Source organism: Chelatococcus daeguensis (genome assembly GCF_001887265.1).
Lineage (GTDB): Bacteria > Pseudomonadota > Alphaproteobacteria > Rhizobiales > Beijerinckiaceae > Chelatococcus_A > Chelatococcus_A sambhunathii.
The window spans coordinates 1,636,862-1,651,534 of sequence record NZ_CP018095.1 but is presented as its reverse complement, the minus strand read 5'-3'; the positions used below and the strand labels follow the sequence as shown (position 1 = coordinate 1,651,534).

General features: G+C 68.5%; 12 protein-coding genes. 2 read left to right on the top strand and 10 right to left on the bottom strand.

Annotated features, from left to right (window positions below):
• Positions 1-60: 60 nt before the first annotated feature.
• Complete coding sequence (locus tag BOQ54_RS07850) at positions 61-723, bottom strand: GntR family transcriptional regulator (protein WP_071923658.1); 663 nt, start codon at positions 721-723, stop codon at positions 61-63.
• Between the two features lie 326 nt (positions 724-1,049).
• Between BOQ54_RS07850 and BOQ54_RS07845 the strand changes: the two genes are divergently transcribed.
• Positions 1,050-3,167 (top strand): hypothetical protein, encoded by a 2,118-nt coding sequence (locus BOQ54_RS07845; RefSeq protein WP_071923657.1) that lies wholly within the window; start codon positions 1,050-1,052, stop codon positions 3,165-3,167.
• Positions 3,168-3,448: 281 nt separating this feature from the next.
• On the opposite strand, the gene BOQ54_RS19715 is transcribed toward BOQ54_RS07845, so the two are convergent.
• The 5 genes from BOQ54_RS19715 to guaB form a co-directional block, all read right to left on the bottom strand.
• The gene (locus BOQ54_RS19715) at positions 3,449-3,673 is read right to left on the bottom strand and encodes a hypothetical protein (protein ID WP_145979742.1); all 225 of its coding nucleotides are present in this window, start codon (positions 3,671-3,673) and stop codon (positions 3,449-3,451) included.
• Positions 3,674-3,880: 207 nt separating this feature from the next.
• Positions 3,881-5,467: a glutamine-hydrolyzing GMP synthase gene (guaA, locus tag BOQ54_RS07840; protein WP_071924436.1), complete on the bottom strand. Its 1,587-nt coding sequence runs from the start codon at positions 5,465-5,467 to the stop codon at positions 3,881-3,883.
• A gap of 91 nt (positions 5,468-5,558) precedes the next feature.
• Positions 5,559-6,866, bottom strand: coding sequence for an RsmB/NOP family class I SAM-dependent RNA methyltransferase (locus BOQ54_RS07835; RefSeq protein WP_071923656.1), 1,308 nt, complete (start codon positions 6,864-6,866; stop codon positions 5,559-5,561).
• Positions 6,863-7,528 (bottom strand): 5'-methylthioadenosine/S-adenosylhomocysteine nucleosidase, encoded by a 666-nt coding sequence (locus tag BOQ54_RS07830; RefSeq protein ID WP_071923655.1) that lies wholly within the window; start codon positions 7,526-7,528, stop codon positions 6,863-6,865. Before BOQ54_RS07830 ends, BOQ54_RS07835 begins: the two co-directional genes overlap by 4 nt.
• 17 nt (positions 7,529-7,545) lie before the next feature.
• On the bottom strand, positions 7,546-9,039 hold the full coding sequence (gene guaB, locus BOQ54_RS07825; protein ID WP_071923654.1) for an IMP dehydrogenase: 1,494 nt from the start codon (positions 9,037-9,039) through the stop codon (positions 7,546-7,548).
• Between the two features lie 305 nt (positions 9,040-9,344).
• Between guaB and BOQ54_RS07820 the strand changes: the two genes are divergently transcribed.
• Positions 9,345-10,793 (top strand): DHA2 family efflux MFS transporter permease subunit, encoded by a 1,449-nt coding sequence (locus tag BOQ54_RS07820; protein ID WP_071923653.1) that lies wholly within the window; start codon positions 9,345-9,347, stop codon positions 10,791-10,793.
• A gap of 4 nt (positions 10,794-10,797) precedes the next feature.
• Here the strand turns inward: BOQ54_RS07820 and BOQ54_RS07815 are convergent, their stop codons facing one another.
• From BOQ54_RS07815 to BOQ54_RS07800, 4 genes are all read right to left on the bottom strand, one after another.
• Positions 10,798-11,445, bottom strand: a complete 648-nt coding sequence (locus BOQ54_RS07815) for an HAD-IA family hydrolase (RefSeq protein ID WP_055459984.1) — start codon at positions 11,443-11,445, stop codon at positions 10,798-10,800.
• A 67-nt stretch (positions 11,446-11,512) separates the two neighbouring features.
• Positions 11,513-12,310: a sterol desaturase family protein gene (locus BOQ54_RS07810; RefSeq protein WP_245316322.1), complete on the bottom strand. Its 798-nt coding sequence runs from the start codon at positions 12,308-12,310 to the stop codon at positions 11,513-11,515.
• Positions 12,311-12,692: 382 nt separating this feature from the next.
• The gene (locus tag BOQ54_RS07805) at positions 12,693-13,481 is read right to left on the bottom strand and encodes an RlmE family RNA methyltransferase (RefSeq protein WP_425349147.1); all 789 of its coding nucleotides are present in this window, start codon (positions 13,479-13,481) and stop codon (positions 12,693-12,695) included.
• Positions 13,478-14,620: a Ppx/GppA phosphatase family protein gene (locus tag BOQ54_RS07800; protein WP_425349151.1), complete on the bottom strand. Its 1,143-nt coding sequence runs from the start codon at positions 14,618-14,620 to the stop codon at positions 13,478-13,480. Before BOQ54_RS07800 ends, BOQ54_RS07805 begins: the two co-directional genes overlap by 4 nt.
• Positions 14,621-14,673: the final 53 nt, after the last annotated feature.

Genomic DNA, 14,673 nt, shown 5'->3' with positions numbered 1-14,673 from the left:
CGAATCCAGTTACCTATGGATTCCATACGATCTATAAAATGGCAACCCGATCTCTAGCCGTCAGCCGAAGAGCGGATATCCGCCCTGCTCCACCCGCGCCCGCCGCGGCAGGGGACCGATGCGCTTGACGTGGCGGGCGAGCGTCGCGCAGGCAGCATCAGCGTCGCCTCTACGCAGGGCGGCAAGAATGGCCCGATGCTCGACATCGACGCGCGGCTCCCACGCCGCCGCCGAGCCTCCGAAGAGAAAGCGCGCGCTCGCCGCATGCAGGTCGTCAATCGTCCGCAGCAGCCGCGACATGCCGCAAGGCGCAAGGAGGAGCCGGTGAAAGCGACGGTTCGCCGCCTCCCAGGAACGGATATCGCGGCAGCGATCCGCCGCGTCAGCCGCCCGTTCCGCCTCGGCGAGGATGGCCGGCGTCAGATGCGGCACGGCATGGCGCAGCGCCAGCGCCTCGAGGGCCGAGCGCATCTCGGCCACCTCACGCATCTCGGCAGGATCGAAGGCAGCGACGCGCACGCCGCGCCGCGGCTCACTGACGGCGAGCCCCTGCGCCTCCAGCCGGCGGAAGGCTTCCCGCACAGGCACGTGGCTCGCGCCGAACTCGGCAGCGATATGGTCCTGCCGCAGCTTCTCCCCGGGCGCCAACGCCCCCGATACGATCCGCTCGGCGAGGATGCGGGTGATCTTGGACGCAACCGTCTCTTCAGGCTCTCGTGTCATGATTTTATAGATAAAACACTCACGCCCGGCTGTCGACAGAGAGCGGACGGCGTTGCCGGTCCAGCCACAGCGGGCAAGCGCCACACGACGGGCGCGCCCACCCTGACCGCCACGGAAATACAGCATTCATTGAGCGCTATACTTGCGTTTTCCGCCGATCTACCGCTACCTCTATAAACAGATTACAATAACGTGACTACACGCCGCCTATAAAGAAAAATTAAAATACAATATCTAAAATATATTCAACAACATCTCAGAAAAAGCTGTCCGAACCCACCTTCGGACCATCAAGCCTGCAACGAGTCGATTGAAAGGAGGCCGATGTGCCATCCCTCTCACAGCTTCTGCCGTTTTCCTCACGCCCGGCCTTCCGCATCGAAAACGCCAGCGACAGGAATGCGTTCAAGGCCCCCTTCGTCGCCGCCTACGAGAATCTGCGGTCGGTCGACGGGATCGACGATTTCGCCTCGCTGCTCGGCATGTCCCTGCCGCAGCTGCAGCAGGCCATCGCCACGCTTGCCATCCTTGGCGTCGCGACGCCCTTCGTCGCCGTGGGCGCCAAGGGCACCATCGACGAGTGCCTCGAGCGCTTCAGGCAGGATTTCCCCCTGCTGCTGCAGAAGCTGCACGAGCGCGAGGAGGCGATCATCGACCTGCTGGAGCGATCCGGCACGTCACCGGCCGATGTCGAGCGAATCAAGGGAATGTTCAGGGAATCGCAGGGCCTTCTCTCCGCCTGCGCCGGCAGGACCGTGGCGCCCCAGGACATTGCGGAAGCGGTGATGGACCTCGCGCGGAAGACCGCGGCAGCGCGACCGGAAGCCGGCGGAAACGGCGAACAGCCGAACGCGACCCTCGCCTATCAGGCCGCCCGCTATGCACGGGACAGATCGACGGCCACCTCCGAGAAGATCGACCGCAACTTCAGCATCCCAACGGCGGCGGCGATGACGGGCATGACGGCCGGCATGGTGCTGTCGATGGCAGATTCGATAGCCGGCATCGTCGAGGGCGCTGCACCGGCCGGCTCGGCGGCAAGCCAAGGAGCCACGACCGCTGCGGCCGTGCTCGGCACGGCCGCGACGGCCGCGTTCCTGCCCTCGCAGCTCGCCATGGCCGCGGTCGGCGCGTCGAAATGCGTGACGGGCGTGATGCGCCACCGGCAGTTGAAGGGAGACAGGCTGGCACTGCGGGGCGTCCGCGACCTCCTCGACCCCGCAGTCTTCCGGGCGGTCGACCAGGGGCTCAAGCGGCTCGGCTATTACAACAGGCACCATTCCATCGTCCATGGCGCGGGCATGGCGGCCGGGCAGAGCCTGATGGCGGCCGGCAGCATCGCCTCGCTCACCGGCGTCGCCGGCCTCGTCGGCGTCCTGCTCGCGGCCGTCGGCGCGCCGCTGACGGTCGGCGCCGCGGTGGAGAAGATCGTCTACGAGAAGAAGGAGGCGCGCTTCCGCGGAGAGGGCGCATCGGAATTGGCGCATGCCGCCGCCGAGGCGTCCGCGCCGGATGAACTGGTGCGGACCGCCGGCTCCGACGGCGCGCTCGCCGTCCTCGCCGGCCATTATGCAGATGCCCAGCGACGCACCGTCGTAGCCAAGCTGCACGGCCTGATCGATCAGGTGCTCGCGGAGGAAGACCCGGCCGCCCCCGCCGACGCGCTGAGCCGACGGGAGAAGGTCGCGAAACGTGTGGCGGACCTCACGTCGGGCCACCGCACGGGGCTTCTCCCTGCGGATGTGATGCGACTGACGGAACTCTTCCACAAGGATTATCCCCCGCAGTCCTTTGCGGGCACGGCCGGCGATGTGCGCACTCGCCTGAAGGAGAGGATGGACAACGATCCGCGGACGCGGCTCCTCGCCGCCTCCGGCCCGGTTCAAAAGGCCATCTTCGAGAAAACGATGCACCGCGTCATCAAGGACGGGGCAATTGACATCGCAGGCCATCTCAACCTCGCTGGCCGTGGCCCGCATCTCATGAAGCCGGAACACCTCGCCGCGCTCAGGGCCGCCGATCCACGCGCCGAGGATCATTATCTGCGCAGCAGCCTGAAGGTCCTCAGCAAGCAGGAGAAGAAGGACGGCAAGCTGGCGCGCGACAGGGTTGCCCAAGACATCGTCGCCGTCGCCCGTGGGGCGCAGCTCGCCGCCGCCCTCGTGCCGGAAGTCGCATCCCGAACGCCGGCGCCGGCGCAGCCCGAGCGGTCCTCTTTACCCCCACCGCGCCCCGCAACGCCGGAGGTTGCAGCGGCCGCGCCGGCCGCCTCCGTGGAGGAGGCTGCTTTCCTGGCGCGCGCCCGGGCCGGCATCGCGCTCAACCGCTACGGCGAAGACGCCGCCTACATCGCCCATGCGCAGCGGGGCATCGACCTGAGGCAGGAAGCCCTGCAAAAAGCGCCGGACCGCGAAGGGCCGCGCGAGGGTTTGCTCGCAGGCTGACGCAAGGCAGAAGCGGTCCCGGCCGCTCGTGGCGGGGACCGACAGGGCGCGCATGTTTCTCCGCGCCGCGGCGGACGGTTCAGTGGCCCGCGCCCCGCGCGATCATCGTTGCGGGCGTTTCGGGCGACGTTTTCTCGACCGGCTCCGATGCACAACCCGCTCCTGCCGTCGCGCGGAGGACGGCCACGCCGTCGGCAATCACACCACGCAGTCTCGACGGTGTTGAACGGGACCAGCCCGTCGTTTTCCGACCGCCCTGCCGCCAAGCGAACTGTCTTTGATCATGTGGAGCAGTGCTCGGAGCGCTTTGCGTTCAGCGCCACGACAGTTGGCGAATGCCGCTTGTTCCGGTGACAATACGCTGCTCGGCACTCCTCGCCGCACGGGCGGGTAAAATCAATCAACCAATCGAGCAGGCTCCAACGAATATCGCCTTGCTGACAGCCGGCCGTGATCTGGTTTTCCGTCAGGTCACCGGCTAGCTGTCTGTCGACGAGATTGGCCATCTTTCGGAGAGGCCCCTCCCCGTCACGCCGGCCTTTCTACCACGTTCGGCCGCCACTTGATCAAGCGCTTCTCGGCCACGTCGAGAACACTGTCGATCAGGAGCACGAAGGTAGACGCCGGATGTTAATCCGTTCTGTTTATATACTATTTAATTATATCATGACGAAATCGCCGGATACTGCGGGATACCCTGGGCGGGCCCTGAATCATTCCCACTCGATTGTTCCCGGCGGCTTCGAGGTCACGTCGTAGGTGACGCGGTTGATGCCGCGCACCTCGTTGATGATGCGGGTGGCGACGCGGCCGAGGAAGGCCATATCGAAGGGGTAGAAGTCGGCCGTCATGCCGTCGACGGAGGTGACGGCGCGCAGCGCGCAGACGTAGTCGTAGGTGCGGTAGTCGCCCATCACGCCCACGGTGCGCACCGGCAGGAGCACGGCGAAGGCCTGCCAGATGGCGTCGTAGAGGCCGGCGCGGCGGATCTCCTCGAGGTAGATGGCGTCGGCCTGTCGCAGGATCGCGAGCTTCTCCCGCGTGATCTCGCCGGGGCAGCGGATGGCGAGGCCCGGCCCCGGGAAGGGGTGGCGGCCGACGAAGCCTTCGGGCAGGCCGAGCTCGCGGCCGAGCGCCCTCACCTCGTCCTTGAACAATTCGCGCAGCGGCTCCACGAGCTTCATGTTCATGCGCTCGGGCAGGCCGCCGACATTGTGATGGCTCTTGATGGTCACCGACGGGCCGCCGGTGAAGGAAACGCTCTCGATCACATCGGGATAGAGCGTGCCCTGGGCGAGGAAATCGGCCCCGCCGATCTTCTTGGCCTCAGCCTCGAAGACGTCGATGAACAGGCGGCCGATGGTCTTGCGCTTGACCTCCGGGTCGGTGACGCCCTCGAGCTCTTTCAGGAAGAGCTCCTCCGCCTCCACATGCACGAGCGGGATGTTGTAGCTGTCGCGAAAGAGGGTCACCACACGCTCGGCCTCGCCGAGGCGCAGGAGGCCGTGGTCGACGAAGACGCAGGTCAACTGGTCGCCGATCGCCTCGTGGATCAGCACCGCCGCGACGGCGGAATCGACGCCGCCCGAGAGACCGCAGATGACCCGGCCGGAGCCCACCTGGGCGCGGATCTTCGCGATCGCCTCGGCCCGATAGGCGGCCATCGTCCAGTCGGGCGTGCAGCCGCAGATGTCGACGACGAAGTTGCGCAGCAGCCTGCCGCCATCGGGTGTGTGCACCACCTCGGGGTGGAACATCGTCGAATAGAAGCGCCGCGCCTCGTCCGAGGCGACCGCGAAGGGCGCGTTCTCGGACGTCGCCTTGACGGAAAAGCCGGCCGGCAGCTCTGTGACCCGGTCGCCGTGGCTCATCCACACAGGATAGCGGCCGCCCTTGTCCCAGATGCCCTCGAACAGCGCCGAGGGAGCGACGATCTCCACATCGGCACGGCCGAACTCGGCGGCATGGCCGCCCTCGACGCGCCCGCCGAGCTGGTGCGCCATTGTCTGCTGGCCGTAGCAGATGCCGAGCAGCGGAATGCCGGCCGAGAAAACCTCCTGAGGCGCCCGGGGCGAGCCTTCGTCCGGCACGGAAGCCGGCCCGCCGGAGAAGATGATGCCCTTCGGCCGCATGCGAGCGAAGGCCTCCGCTGCGGACTGGAAAGGCGCGATCTCGCAATAGACGCCGATTTCGCGCACGCGGCGCGCGATGAGCTGCGTGACCTGACTGCCGAAATCGATGATCAGGATCTTGTCGTGATCGGCGGTCGGGGCGGAGGAGGTGTCGTGAGGAGCCGTCATGGACATGGCGTTAATGGATCAGGGGGCCGGGCGCAACGGGCGCGGCCGGGAATAACACATGCGCGTGCGGCGGGGCAGTCCCGCAGGAGGGTCACGACCGCCGCAGCACGGTAACGAAGAAGCCGTCCGTCCCGGTCACGCGCGGCGTCAGCAGGATGCCGCCGGTAGCCGTTTCGCGATGCGGCAGCAACGGAAGGCCGGCGGCGGCGAGCACGTCGGCAACCGGGGCGACGGCGAAGCCTGCGTGCCGGCCCATGAAGGCGGTGACGGCGCTGTTGTTCTCCTCCGGCAGCAGCGAACAGGTGATGTAGGCGATGCGCCCGCCCGGGCGGACGAGCCGGGCGGCGCGATCGAGGACGACAGCCTGGTCCTTCACGCGCTCGGCGAGCGCGCCGGGCCTGAGGCGCCACTTGGCGTCCGGGTTGCGCCGCCACGTGCCCGTGCCGGTGCAGGGAGCGTCGACGACGACGCAGTCGATGCTGCCGGCAAGGTCGGCAAGCGGGTCAGGCCGCGCCGGGTCGTAACGTCCCTTGGGCGAGCGCACCTCCACATGGCTCGCGCCGCTGCGGGCGACGCGCCCGTGCAGCGGCACGAGGCGGCGGGTGTCGACATCGGTCGCGAACAGCGCGCCGCCGTTCCGCATCAGGGCCGCAAGGGCCAGCGTCTTGCCGCCGGCACCGGCGCAGAGGTCGACGACGCGCTCGCCGGGCTGCGCCAGGGTGAGGCGCGCGGCGAGCTGCGAGCCCTCGTCCTGGATCTCGAACTGGCCGTCGAGAAAGCTCGGCTCGCTCTGCAGCGAAGGACCACGGCCGTCCTCGCCCACTGTGAAGCGCAGGCCGTCGATGGAATGGGGCGTTCGCAGCGGACTGAAGTGTTCGAGTTCGCCGGCGAGGGCTTCTCGCGTCACCTTGAGCGTGTTGACGCGGATGTCGAGCGGCGCACGCGCCACCATGGCCTGCATCTCATCGACGGCGACCTCGCCGAAGGCAGCGGCGAAAGAGGGCGCGAGCCATTCGGGAAAATCGCCGGCGACATGCGCCGGCGCATCGGCGAGCGAGGGCGGGGCCACAAGGCGTGCCGCCTCCCCCTGCGTCAGCGGCGCGGGCGCGTGACGCTCGCCGGAGAACAGGCCGGCGATGGCCGCGGCATCGAGATTGCGCAGGCGGGCAAGCATGCCGATGACGACAGCACGGGGCGTGTCGGCGCCCATGAGGAAGGCGGCGGAGGCGCGGCAGCGCAGGGCATCGTAGACGAGACTCGCCACGGCCGCCCTGTCCTTCGAGCCGGCGAAGCGGCGGGCGAGGCCCCAGTCCTTCAGCGCGTCGGGGGCCGGGCGGCGGCGCGCCTCGATGTCGGCGAGCACCTCGATGGCGGCGGCGATACGGGCGGCAGGCGTCATGACGCTTTCTTGTCGAGCGTGAAGGTGCCGGCCCGCACGGCCTCGGCGAAAATGTCGAGCGCGGCGGCGAGGCGCTCGTCGATGATATGGAGGTACTCCGTCCAGTCCTCGAATTTCGTCAGTTCGGAGCGGCCATCGCTGATGCCGCGCAGGCCAACGATGGGCAGGCCGAAGCGCCGCGCGGCGCGCAGTACGGCGAAGGTCTCCATCTCGACCATATCGGCCGCGATGGCGTCATAGCCGGCGCCCGAGACGATGTTGCCGCCGGTGGAAACGCTGGCCGCGGGAATGCCGGGGATGCGGTGGGGGATGGGGATGACCGCCGGCTCGTCCACGAAGGGCGTGCGCCCCTTCTCGAAGCCGAGGGGGGACACGTCCATGTCGCGATAGGAGACGCTCGCCACCTGGTAGACGCCGGCATGGTCGAGCGTGCGCGAACCGGCCGAGCCGAGAGTGAAGACGAGGTCGGGCAGCAGCCCGTGGTGCGCGAGCGAGGCGAGCGCCGCCGCCACGGCGACGCCGGCCTCGACCGGGCCGACGCCGGTGACGAGCGGGTCGATCTTCTCCCTGAGGTGCACGCCATATTCCTGCTCCGTCGCCATGACGAAGAGCACCTCGAGCCCGCCGACGGCGGCGATATGGCGACGCGGATCGTCCTGCACGGCCCTGCCCCCGCCGCTCAGCCGCGCGTCGAGTAGTTGGGGCTCTCGCGCGTAATGGTGACGTCGTGCACGTGGCTCTCGCGCAGGCCCGCGCCGGTGATGCGCACGAAGGTCGCCTTCTCGCGGAACTCGGCAAGGTCCTTCGCGCCGACATAGCCCATCGCCGCCCGAAGGCCGCCGGAGAGCTGGTGCAGCACGCTCGAGACCGGGCCCTTGTAGGCCACCTGCCCCTCGACACCCTCGGGCACCAGCTTCAGCGTGTCCTTGATGTCCTGCTGGAAGTAGCGGTCGGCCGAGCCGCGCGCCATGGCGCCGACCGAGCCCATGCCGCGGTAGGCCTTGTAGGAGCGGCCCTGCCAGAGGAAGACCTCGCCCGGCGTCTCGTCCGTGCCGGCGAGGAGCGAGCCCACCATGACGCATTCGGCCCCGGCGGCGAGCGCCTTGGCGAGGTCGCCCGAGGCCTTGATGCCGCCGTCGGCGATGATCGGAACGTCCTGCGCCGCGGCGACGCTCGCCGCGTCCATGATGGCGGTGAGCTGGGGCACGCCGACGCCGGCCACGATGCGTGTGGTGCAGATGGACCCCGGGCCGATGCCGACCTTGATGGCGTCGGCGCCGGCGTCGATCAGTGCCCGGGTGCCGTCCGCGGTCGCGACATTGCCGGCTACCACCTGCACGGCGTTGGAGAGCTTCTTCACGCGGGTGACGGCGTCCAGCACCTTCTGCGAATGGCCGTGCGCGGTGTCGACGACGACGACATCGACGCCGGCGTCGATGAGCATCTCGGCGCGCAGGAAGCCTTCCTCGCCGGTCGTCGTGGCGGCGGCGACACGCAGGCGGCCCTGGTCGTCCTTGGCGGCATTCGGATAGGTGACCTGCTTCTCCATATCCTTGACGGTGATGAGGCCGATGCAGCGGTAGTGATCGTCGACGACGAGCAGCTTCTCGATGCGGAACTGGTGCAGCAGGCGCCGCGCCTCGTCCTGGCTCACGCCCTCGCGGACCGTGATGAGACGGTCCTTGGTCATCAGCTCCGAGACCTTCTGGTTCGGATTGTCGGCAAAGCGCACGTCGCGGTTGGTGAGGATGCCGACGAGCTTGCCGTTGTGGCCGCCCGGCCCGCGCTCGACCACCGGAATGCCGGAGATGCCGTGGTTCTTCATCAGCGCCAGCGCCTCGGCGAGCGTCGCCTCGGGGTGGATGGTGACCGGGTTCACCACCATGCCGGATTCGAACTTCTTGACGAGGCGCACCTCGTCCGCCTGCTGCTCGGGCGTGAGGTTGCGGTGGATGACGCCCATGCCGCCGTTCTGCGCCATGGCGATAGCCATGCGCGCCTCGGTCACCGTGTCCATCGCCGAGGCGAGGATCGGCAGGTTGAGGGAAATGGAGCGCGTCAGCCGCGTGCCGACAGCGACCTGGCTGGGCAGGACATCCGAATGACCCGGCTGCAGCAGGACGTCGTCGAAGGTGAGCGCTTCGCGGAAGGAACCGTCGCGGATGACCGGCATCGCCAACCCTTTCATGGCCGTTTCGGCAGCCCGCTGCGGGACTCATCGGGCTCGGGCTGCGTCGTTGAGTTGGCAGCGGCCTGTAACACGCCTGTGGCCGGCGCGTCGAGTGGCATGTTGCGGTGCCGCGTGAAAAGTGTGCCGTCTGCTCTACCGCTTGCCCGCACCGCGGCGAGCGATCGCTTGCCTGCAGCGGTTGCATAGGTCGCCGGCGACCTGCCCGGTGGTCGCGGTACCGGCGCTGGGGGGCTGTGCTAAGAGGAACCACCCACCGCAACGGGCCGTTGGTCTGCTGCTCCCGCCCGATGGGTCCTGCCGTGTCACGCAACGTCCTCGTCCCGCTGATCGTCGCCTGCGCCCTGTTCATGGAGAACATGGACTCGACGGTGCTGGCGACGAGCCTGCCCGTGATCGCCCGCGACCTCGCCGTCGATCCCATCGCGCTCAAGCTGGCCCTCACCTCCTATCTCGTCAGCCTCGCCGTCTTCATTCCCGTCAGCGGCTGGATGGCCGACCGCTTCGGCGCGCGCACCATCTTCCGCGCCGCCATCCTCATCTTCATGGCTGGCTCGCTGCTCTGCGCGCTCGCCAATTCGCTCGCATGGTTCGTCTTCGCCCGCTTCGTCCAGGGCATGGGCGGGGCGATGATGGTGCCGGTCGGCCGCCTCGTCATCCTGCGTACGGTGCCGAAGGCCGAGATGGTGCAGGCCCTCGCCTATCTCACCATTCCGGCGATGATCGGCCCGGTCGTCGGCCCGCCGCTCGGCGGCTTCATCTCCACCTTCTTCGACTGGCGCTGGATCTTCTTCATCAACATCCCCATCGGCCTCGTCGGCATCGTCCTCGCCAGCGTCTTCATCGAGAACGTGCGCGAGGAGGACGTGCCGCCGCTCGATCTCGCCGGCTTCGCCATGACCGCCATCGGGCTCTCGGCGCTCATGATGGGCTTCGCCACCGGCGGGCGGCATCTCGTCTCGGAGGAGGTGTCGGTGCTGCTCGTCGCCGCCGGCGCGGTCATGCTCTTCTTCTACTGGCGTCACGCCAGGCGCGCGGCGCATCCGGTGCTCGATCTCGCGCTCCTGCGCATTGCGACCTTCCGGGCCGGTGTCGTCGGCGGGTCGCTGTTCCGCATCGGCGTTGGCGCCGTGCCCTTTCTGCTGCCGCTGATGCTGCAGCTCGGGTTCGGGCTCAACGCCTTGCAGTCGGGCCTCCTGACCTTCGCCGCGGCGGCCGGCGCCATGTTCATGAAGACGCTCGCCGCCCGCATTCTGCGCATGTTCGGCTTCCGCCGCACGCTCGTCGTCAATTGCGTGATCGCCTGCGCCTTCCTCGCGGCAACGGGCCTCTTCACGCCCGAGACGCCGCACGTCGTCATCATCACGGTGCTGCTCATCGGCGGGTTCTTCCGCTCGCTGCAGTTCACCAGCATCAATGCCGTCGGCTATGCGGACGTGACGAGCCGCGACATGAGCCTCGCCACGAGCTTCGCCAGCGTGTCGCAGCAGATCTCGCTCTCCATGGGCGTCGCCATCGGGGCGCTGGCGCTGGAGGCGACCGGCTACGTGCGCGGCACCGACGGCCTGACGGCCGGCGATTTCGCGCCGGCCTTCCTCATTGTCACGCTCGTCTCCCTCACCTCGCTCGCCTACTGGCTGCGCCTCGCGCCCGATGCGGGGGCCGAGGTTTCCGGGCACGCGCGCACCTCGCGGCAGATCACGGCCGAGGCGGTGCAGGACAACATGCCGGGCCGCTGAGGCCTCAGGCCGGCGCGAAGAGACCGGCGATGGCGTCCGGCAGCTCGCCGGGCGCCGCGCAGATGTGGCGCGCGCCCGCCTCGGTCAGCTCGGCATGGCTGCCGTAGCCCCAGGCGACACCGATGCAGGGCACGCCATTGCGGGCGGCGCCGAGCACGTCGTGCTCGCGGTCGCCGATCATCAGCGTCTCGGCCGCGGTGAGCCCTTCGGTCGCGAGAATGTAGCTGATGAGTTCGCCCTTGTTATCGTGCGTGCCGTCGAGCTCCGCGCCGTGGATGGTGATGAAGCGGCTGTCGAGGCCGAAGTGGGCGAGCACGCGCCGCGCGTAGAAGTGCGGTTTGGAGGTGGCGACGAAGAGGCGGTAGCCGTCCGTGGCGAGCCTGTCGAGCGTCTCCGGCATGCCGGGAATGACGAGTGCGTCCTTGTAGCCGGTCGCGCCGTATTGCTCGCGGTAAAGGCCGATCGCCGGCTCGACCAGCGCCTCGCCGAGCAAGGTCCGGAACGTGTCGCGCAGCGGCGGGCCGATGACCCAGGCGAGATCGTCCTCGGCCGGCGCGGGCTTGCCGAGCGCCGCGAGCGCATAGCGTACGGCACCTGTGATACCGGGCTTGGGGTCGGTGATGGTGCCGTCGAGGTCGAAAAGCAGGTTCATGAGCGCCCTCCCGTCGAAGCTGCAGCCCGGATAAGGGCTGGAACCGGCAGGAGCAAGGACGCTGCGCTCAACCCTGGTCCCCGTTGCGCAGGGGCTGGGTGACGAGGCGATCGAGCCAGCGCTCGCGCGGGTCGCGGAACTCATCGAGCCCGAGCGTCATGGCCTCGTGCCCCTTTTCCGGCTCGGCGCGATAGGTGCCGAACAGCCTATCCCACCACGGCAGGTTGAAGCCGAAGTTGCTATCCGTCTCGCGGCGCAGGATGGAATGGTGCACCCGGTGCATGTCCGGCGTCACCACGAGCCAGCGCAGCATCGGCTCGAGCCTCGGCGGGATGCGAATGTTGGCGTGGTTGAACATGGAGGTGGCATTGAGCAGCACCTCGAAGGCGAGCACGGCCACCGCCGGCGCGCCGAGGACGAGGATGGCCACACCCTTGATGGCGAGCGACAGGAGGATCTCGCCGGGATGGAAGCGCCCGCCCGACGACACGTCGATCACCGTATCGGCATGGTGCATGCGGTGCAGGCGCCAGAGCAGCGGAACATGATGAAAGACAACATGTTGCGCGTAGATGACGAGATCGAGAATCACGACGCTCAGGAGGACGGCGAGCCAATAGGGCGCGCCGAGAAGCGGCAGCAGCCCCCAGCCCTTCGCCTCGACGGCGAGCGCGATGCCGACCGCTGAGGCTGGCGCGACGAGGCGCACGACGAGCGCGTCAACGAGCAGGATGCCGAGGTTGTTCGTCCAGCGCACCGGCCGGTCGGCGAGATCGTGCCGGCGCGGCGCCAGCACCTCCCACAGCGCCATGGCCGCAAAGACGGCGACAAAGGCGCCGAGCCTGATCGCGACTTCGCCGGTCACAATTCATCACTCCCCTGCGTGCCGTCTCCGTCAGACACCAATGCGGTGCCGGACGCAATCGTCGACGGGTCTGTGATGGCCACGGCAGCGCACAAGTTCTCGCGATCACCGCGCGACCGGCAACCGCGGGTGCAGCCGTCCGCAACGCCATTCGCCCGATAAGCTCGGCCGGAACGTCACGGTCATCAAGGCCGGTCACGTTCCAGGATGGCGTAGCGGTCGAGGAGCGCGGATTATCGCCCGCGACAAAGGATCCGGCCATGTGGCCCTTCGCGCCGGCTTGCCGCGCGCGCGATTGCAGATCGGGCCGCACCTTAAAAACCGATTCAACTTCCTGAGCAATCGATTCAGGCTGTTCAGAAACTGATTCAACCAGCGCCGATCAGCGAGTCTCTTCAGAATCTTGCGGTTCATCCTTCGCGCGTCGCCTGAAGCCGGTCGCGAGCACGTAGAGCTCGGCAGAATCGGCGCGGCTCGCAGCGGGCTTCACATGGCGGACGGTGGCGAAGTCGCGCTTCAGATCCGCAAGGAGGGAACTCTCCGTGCCACCCTGCAGCACCTTGGCGAGGAAGATCCCGCCCGGCGCCAGCACCTGGCGGGCGAAGTCGATCGCCGTCTCGGCGAGGCCCATGATCTTGAGGTGATCGGTCTTCTTGTGGCCGGTGGCGTTGGCCGCCATGTCGGACATGACGACATCGGCCGGCCCGCCGAGCATGGCGACGAGCCGTTCCGGCGCTTCGGGGCTCAGGAAGTCGAGCTGTTCGAAGACGACGCCCGGGATGGGCTCGATGTCGAGCAGATCGATGCCGACGACGCGCCCGCGCCCGGCCTCGACGCCCACCTTGCGCGCCGCAACCTGCGACCAGCCGCCGGGAGCCGCCCCGAGGTCGACCACGCGCTGGCCGGGCTTGAAGAGCTTGTACTTGTCGTCGATCTCGATGAGCTTGTAGGCGGCGCGCGAGCGGTAGCCCTCGCGCTTGGCGCGGGCGACGTAAGGGTCGTTGAGCTGGCGCTCCAGCCAGCGTGTGGAGGCGACGGAGCGCTTGCCGGCCGTCTTGACGCGCACCTTCAGGCCATGCGGGCCCTCGCGCCCGCCGCCGGCCTTCGCGCCGCCCGCCTTTGCGCCCCCTGCCTTGCGCCCGGACTTGCCGCCGGAACCCGCATCACTCACCGTGCCGCACCCTTCTGCCAGACGCCATCCTCGCCCATCAGGCCCATGAGGATGCCTTCCCGCAAACCTCTGTCGGCGATTCGCAGCCGCTCGCAAGGGAAGGCGCGGCGGATGGCCTCGAGAATGGCGCAGCCGGCGAGCACGAGGTCGGCCCGTTCGCGGCCGATGCAGGGATTGGCGGCGCGCTCGCCGTATTCGGCGGCGATGAGCCGCTCGATGACACGGGTAGCATCGACATTGGCCATCCACAGGCCGTCGACGCGGCGCCGGTCGTAACGCGGCAGGTCGAGGTGGACGCCGGCGATCGTTGTGACCGTGCCGGAGGTGCCGAGCAGATGGAAGTGGCGCCCGCGGCTCGCCCCGTGCGCCCGCTCCGCGAAACCGGCGAGCAACCCGGAGACCTCGTCCACCATGGCCTCGAAGATGTCGCGCGTCACGTCGATGCCGCCGTGCCGCTCCGCCAGGGTGACGACGCCGGTCGGCAATGATTCCCACGCTTGCACGTGGCTGCCGGGATCCTCGTCGAGGCCGCCGGCAAAGCCCGATACCCAGACAATCTCAGTCGAGCCGCCGCCAATGTCGAAGACGATGGCACCGTCCGCCTGCGGATCGAGCAGGCTGGCGCAGCCGCGCACGGCGAGGAAGGCCTCGGTCCGCCGGTCGACGACCTCGAGGGTCAGCCCTGTTTCGCGGGCGACACGGGTGACGAAGGCAGGCCCGTTGCTGGCTGAGCGGCAGGCTTCCGTCGCGATGAGACGTGCGCGGGTGACGCCACGCGCCTCCATCTTGGCCCGGCAGATCTTCAGCGCCTCGATGGCGCGGCCGATGGCCGGCTCGCCGAGGACATTGGCCGTGCCGAGCCCCTCCCCCAGGCGCACGATGCGCGAGAAGGCATCGATCACGCGAAAGCCGCCGCGCGTCGGTTCCGCCACGAGGAGGCGGCAGTTGTTGGTGCCGAGATCGAGCGCCGCATAGGCCGGCCCGCGGCCGTCCCGGTTGCGCAAACGGCGGCGCGGCCCGCGCCGATGCGGCCGCCCATGCGAGTCGGTGCCTTCGCGCAGCGCCTCCGCCCCTCGCGTCTGGCGCGTCTCGAAGGGCGGAACCGGCGATGCGCCTTCAAAGGCGCCGAGGTCGTCGATGACCGTCACGGTCGGAATTTCCCGGTCAAGCGCTGCATGCCATGCGGCCGCCT

Coding starts and splice junctions, on each gene's coding strand:
- BOQ54_RS07850 (WP_071923658.1), bottom strand. CDS start 723: ATGACACGAGAGCCTGAAGAGACGGTTGCGTCCAAGATCACCCGCATC.
- BOQ54_RS19715 (WP_145979742.1), bottom strand. CDS start 3,673: ATGGCCAATCTCGTCGACAGACAGCTAGCCGGTGACCTGACGGAAAAC.
- guaA (WP_071924436.1), bottom strand. CDS start 5,467: ATGACGGCTCCTCACGACACCTCCTCCGCCCCGACCGCCGATCACGAC.
- BOQ54_RS07835 (WP_071923656.1), bottom strand. CDS start 6,866: ATGACGCCTGCCGCCCGTATCGCCGCCGCCATCGAGGTGCTCGCCGAC.
- guaB (WP_071923654.1), bottom strand. CDS start 9,039: ATGCCGGTCATCCGCGACGGTTCCTTCCGCGAAGCGCTCACCTTCGAC.
- BOQ54_RS07820 (WP_071923653.1), top strand. CDS start 9,345: ATGGGTCCTGCCGTGTCACGCAACGTCCTCGTCCCGCTGATCGTCGCC.
- BOQ54_RS07815 (WP_055459984.1), bottom strand. CDS start 11,445: ATGAACCTGCTTTTCGACCTCGACGGCACCATCACCGACCCCAAGCCC.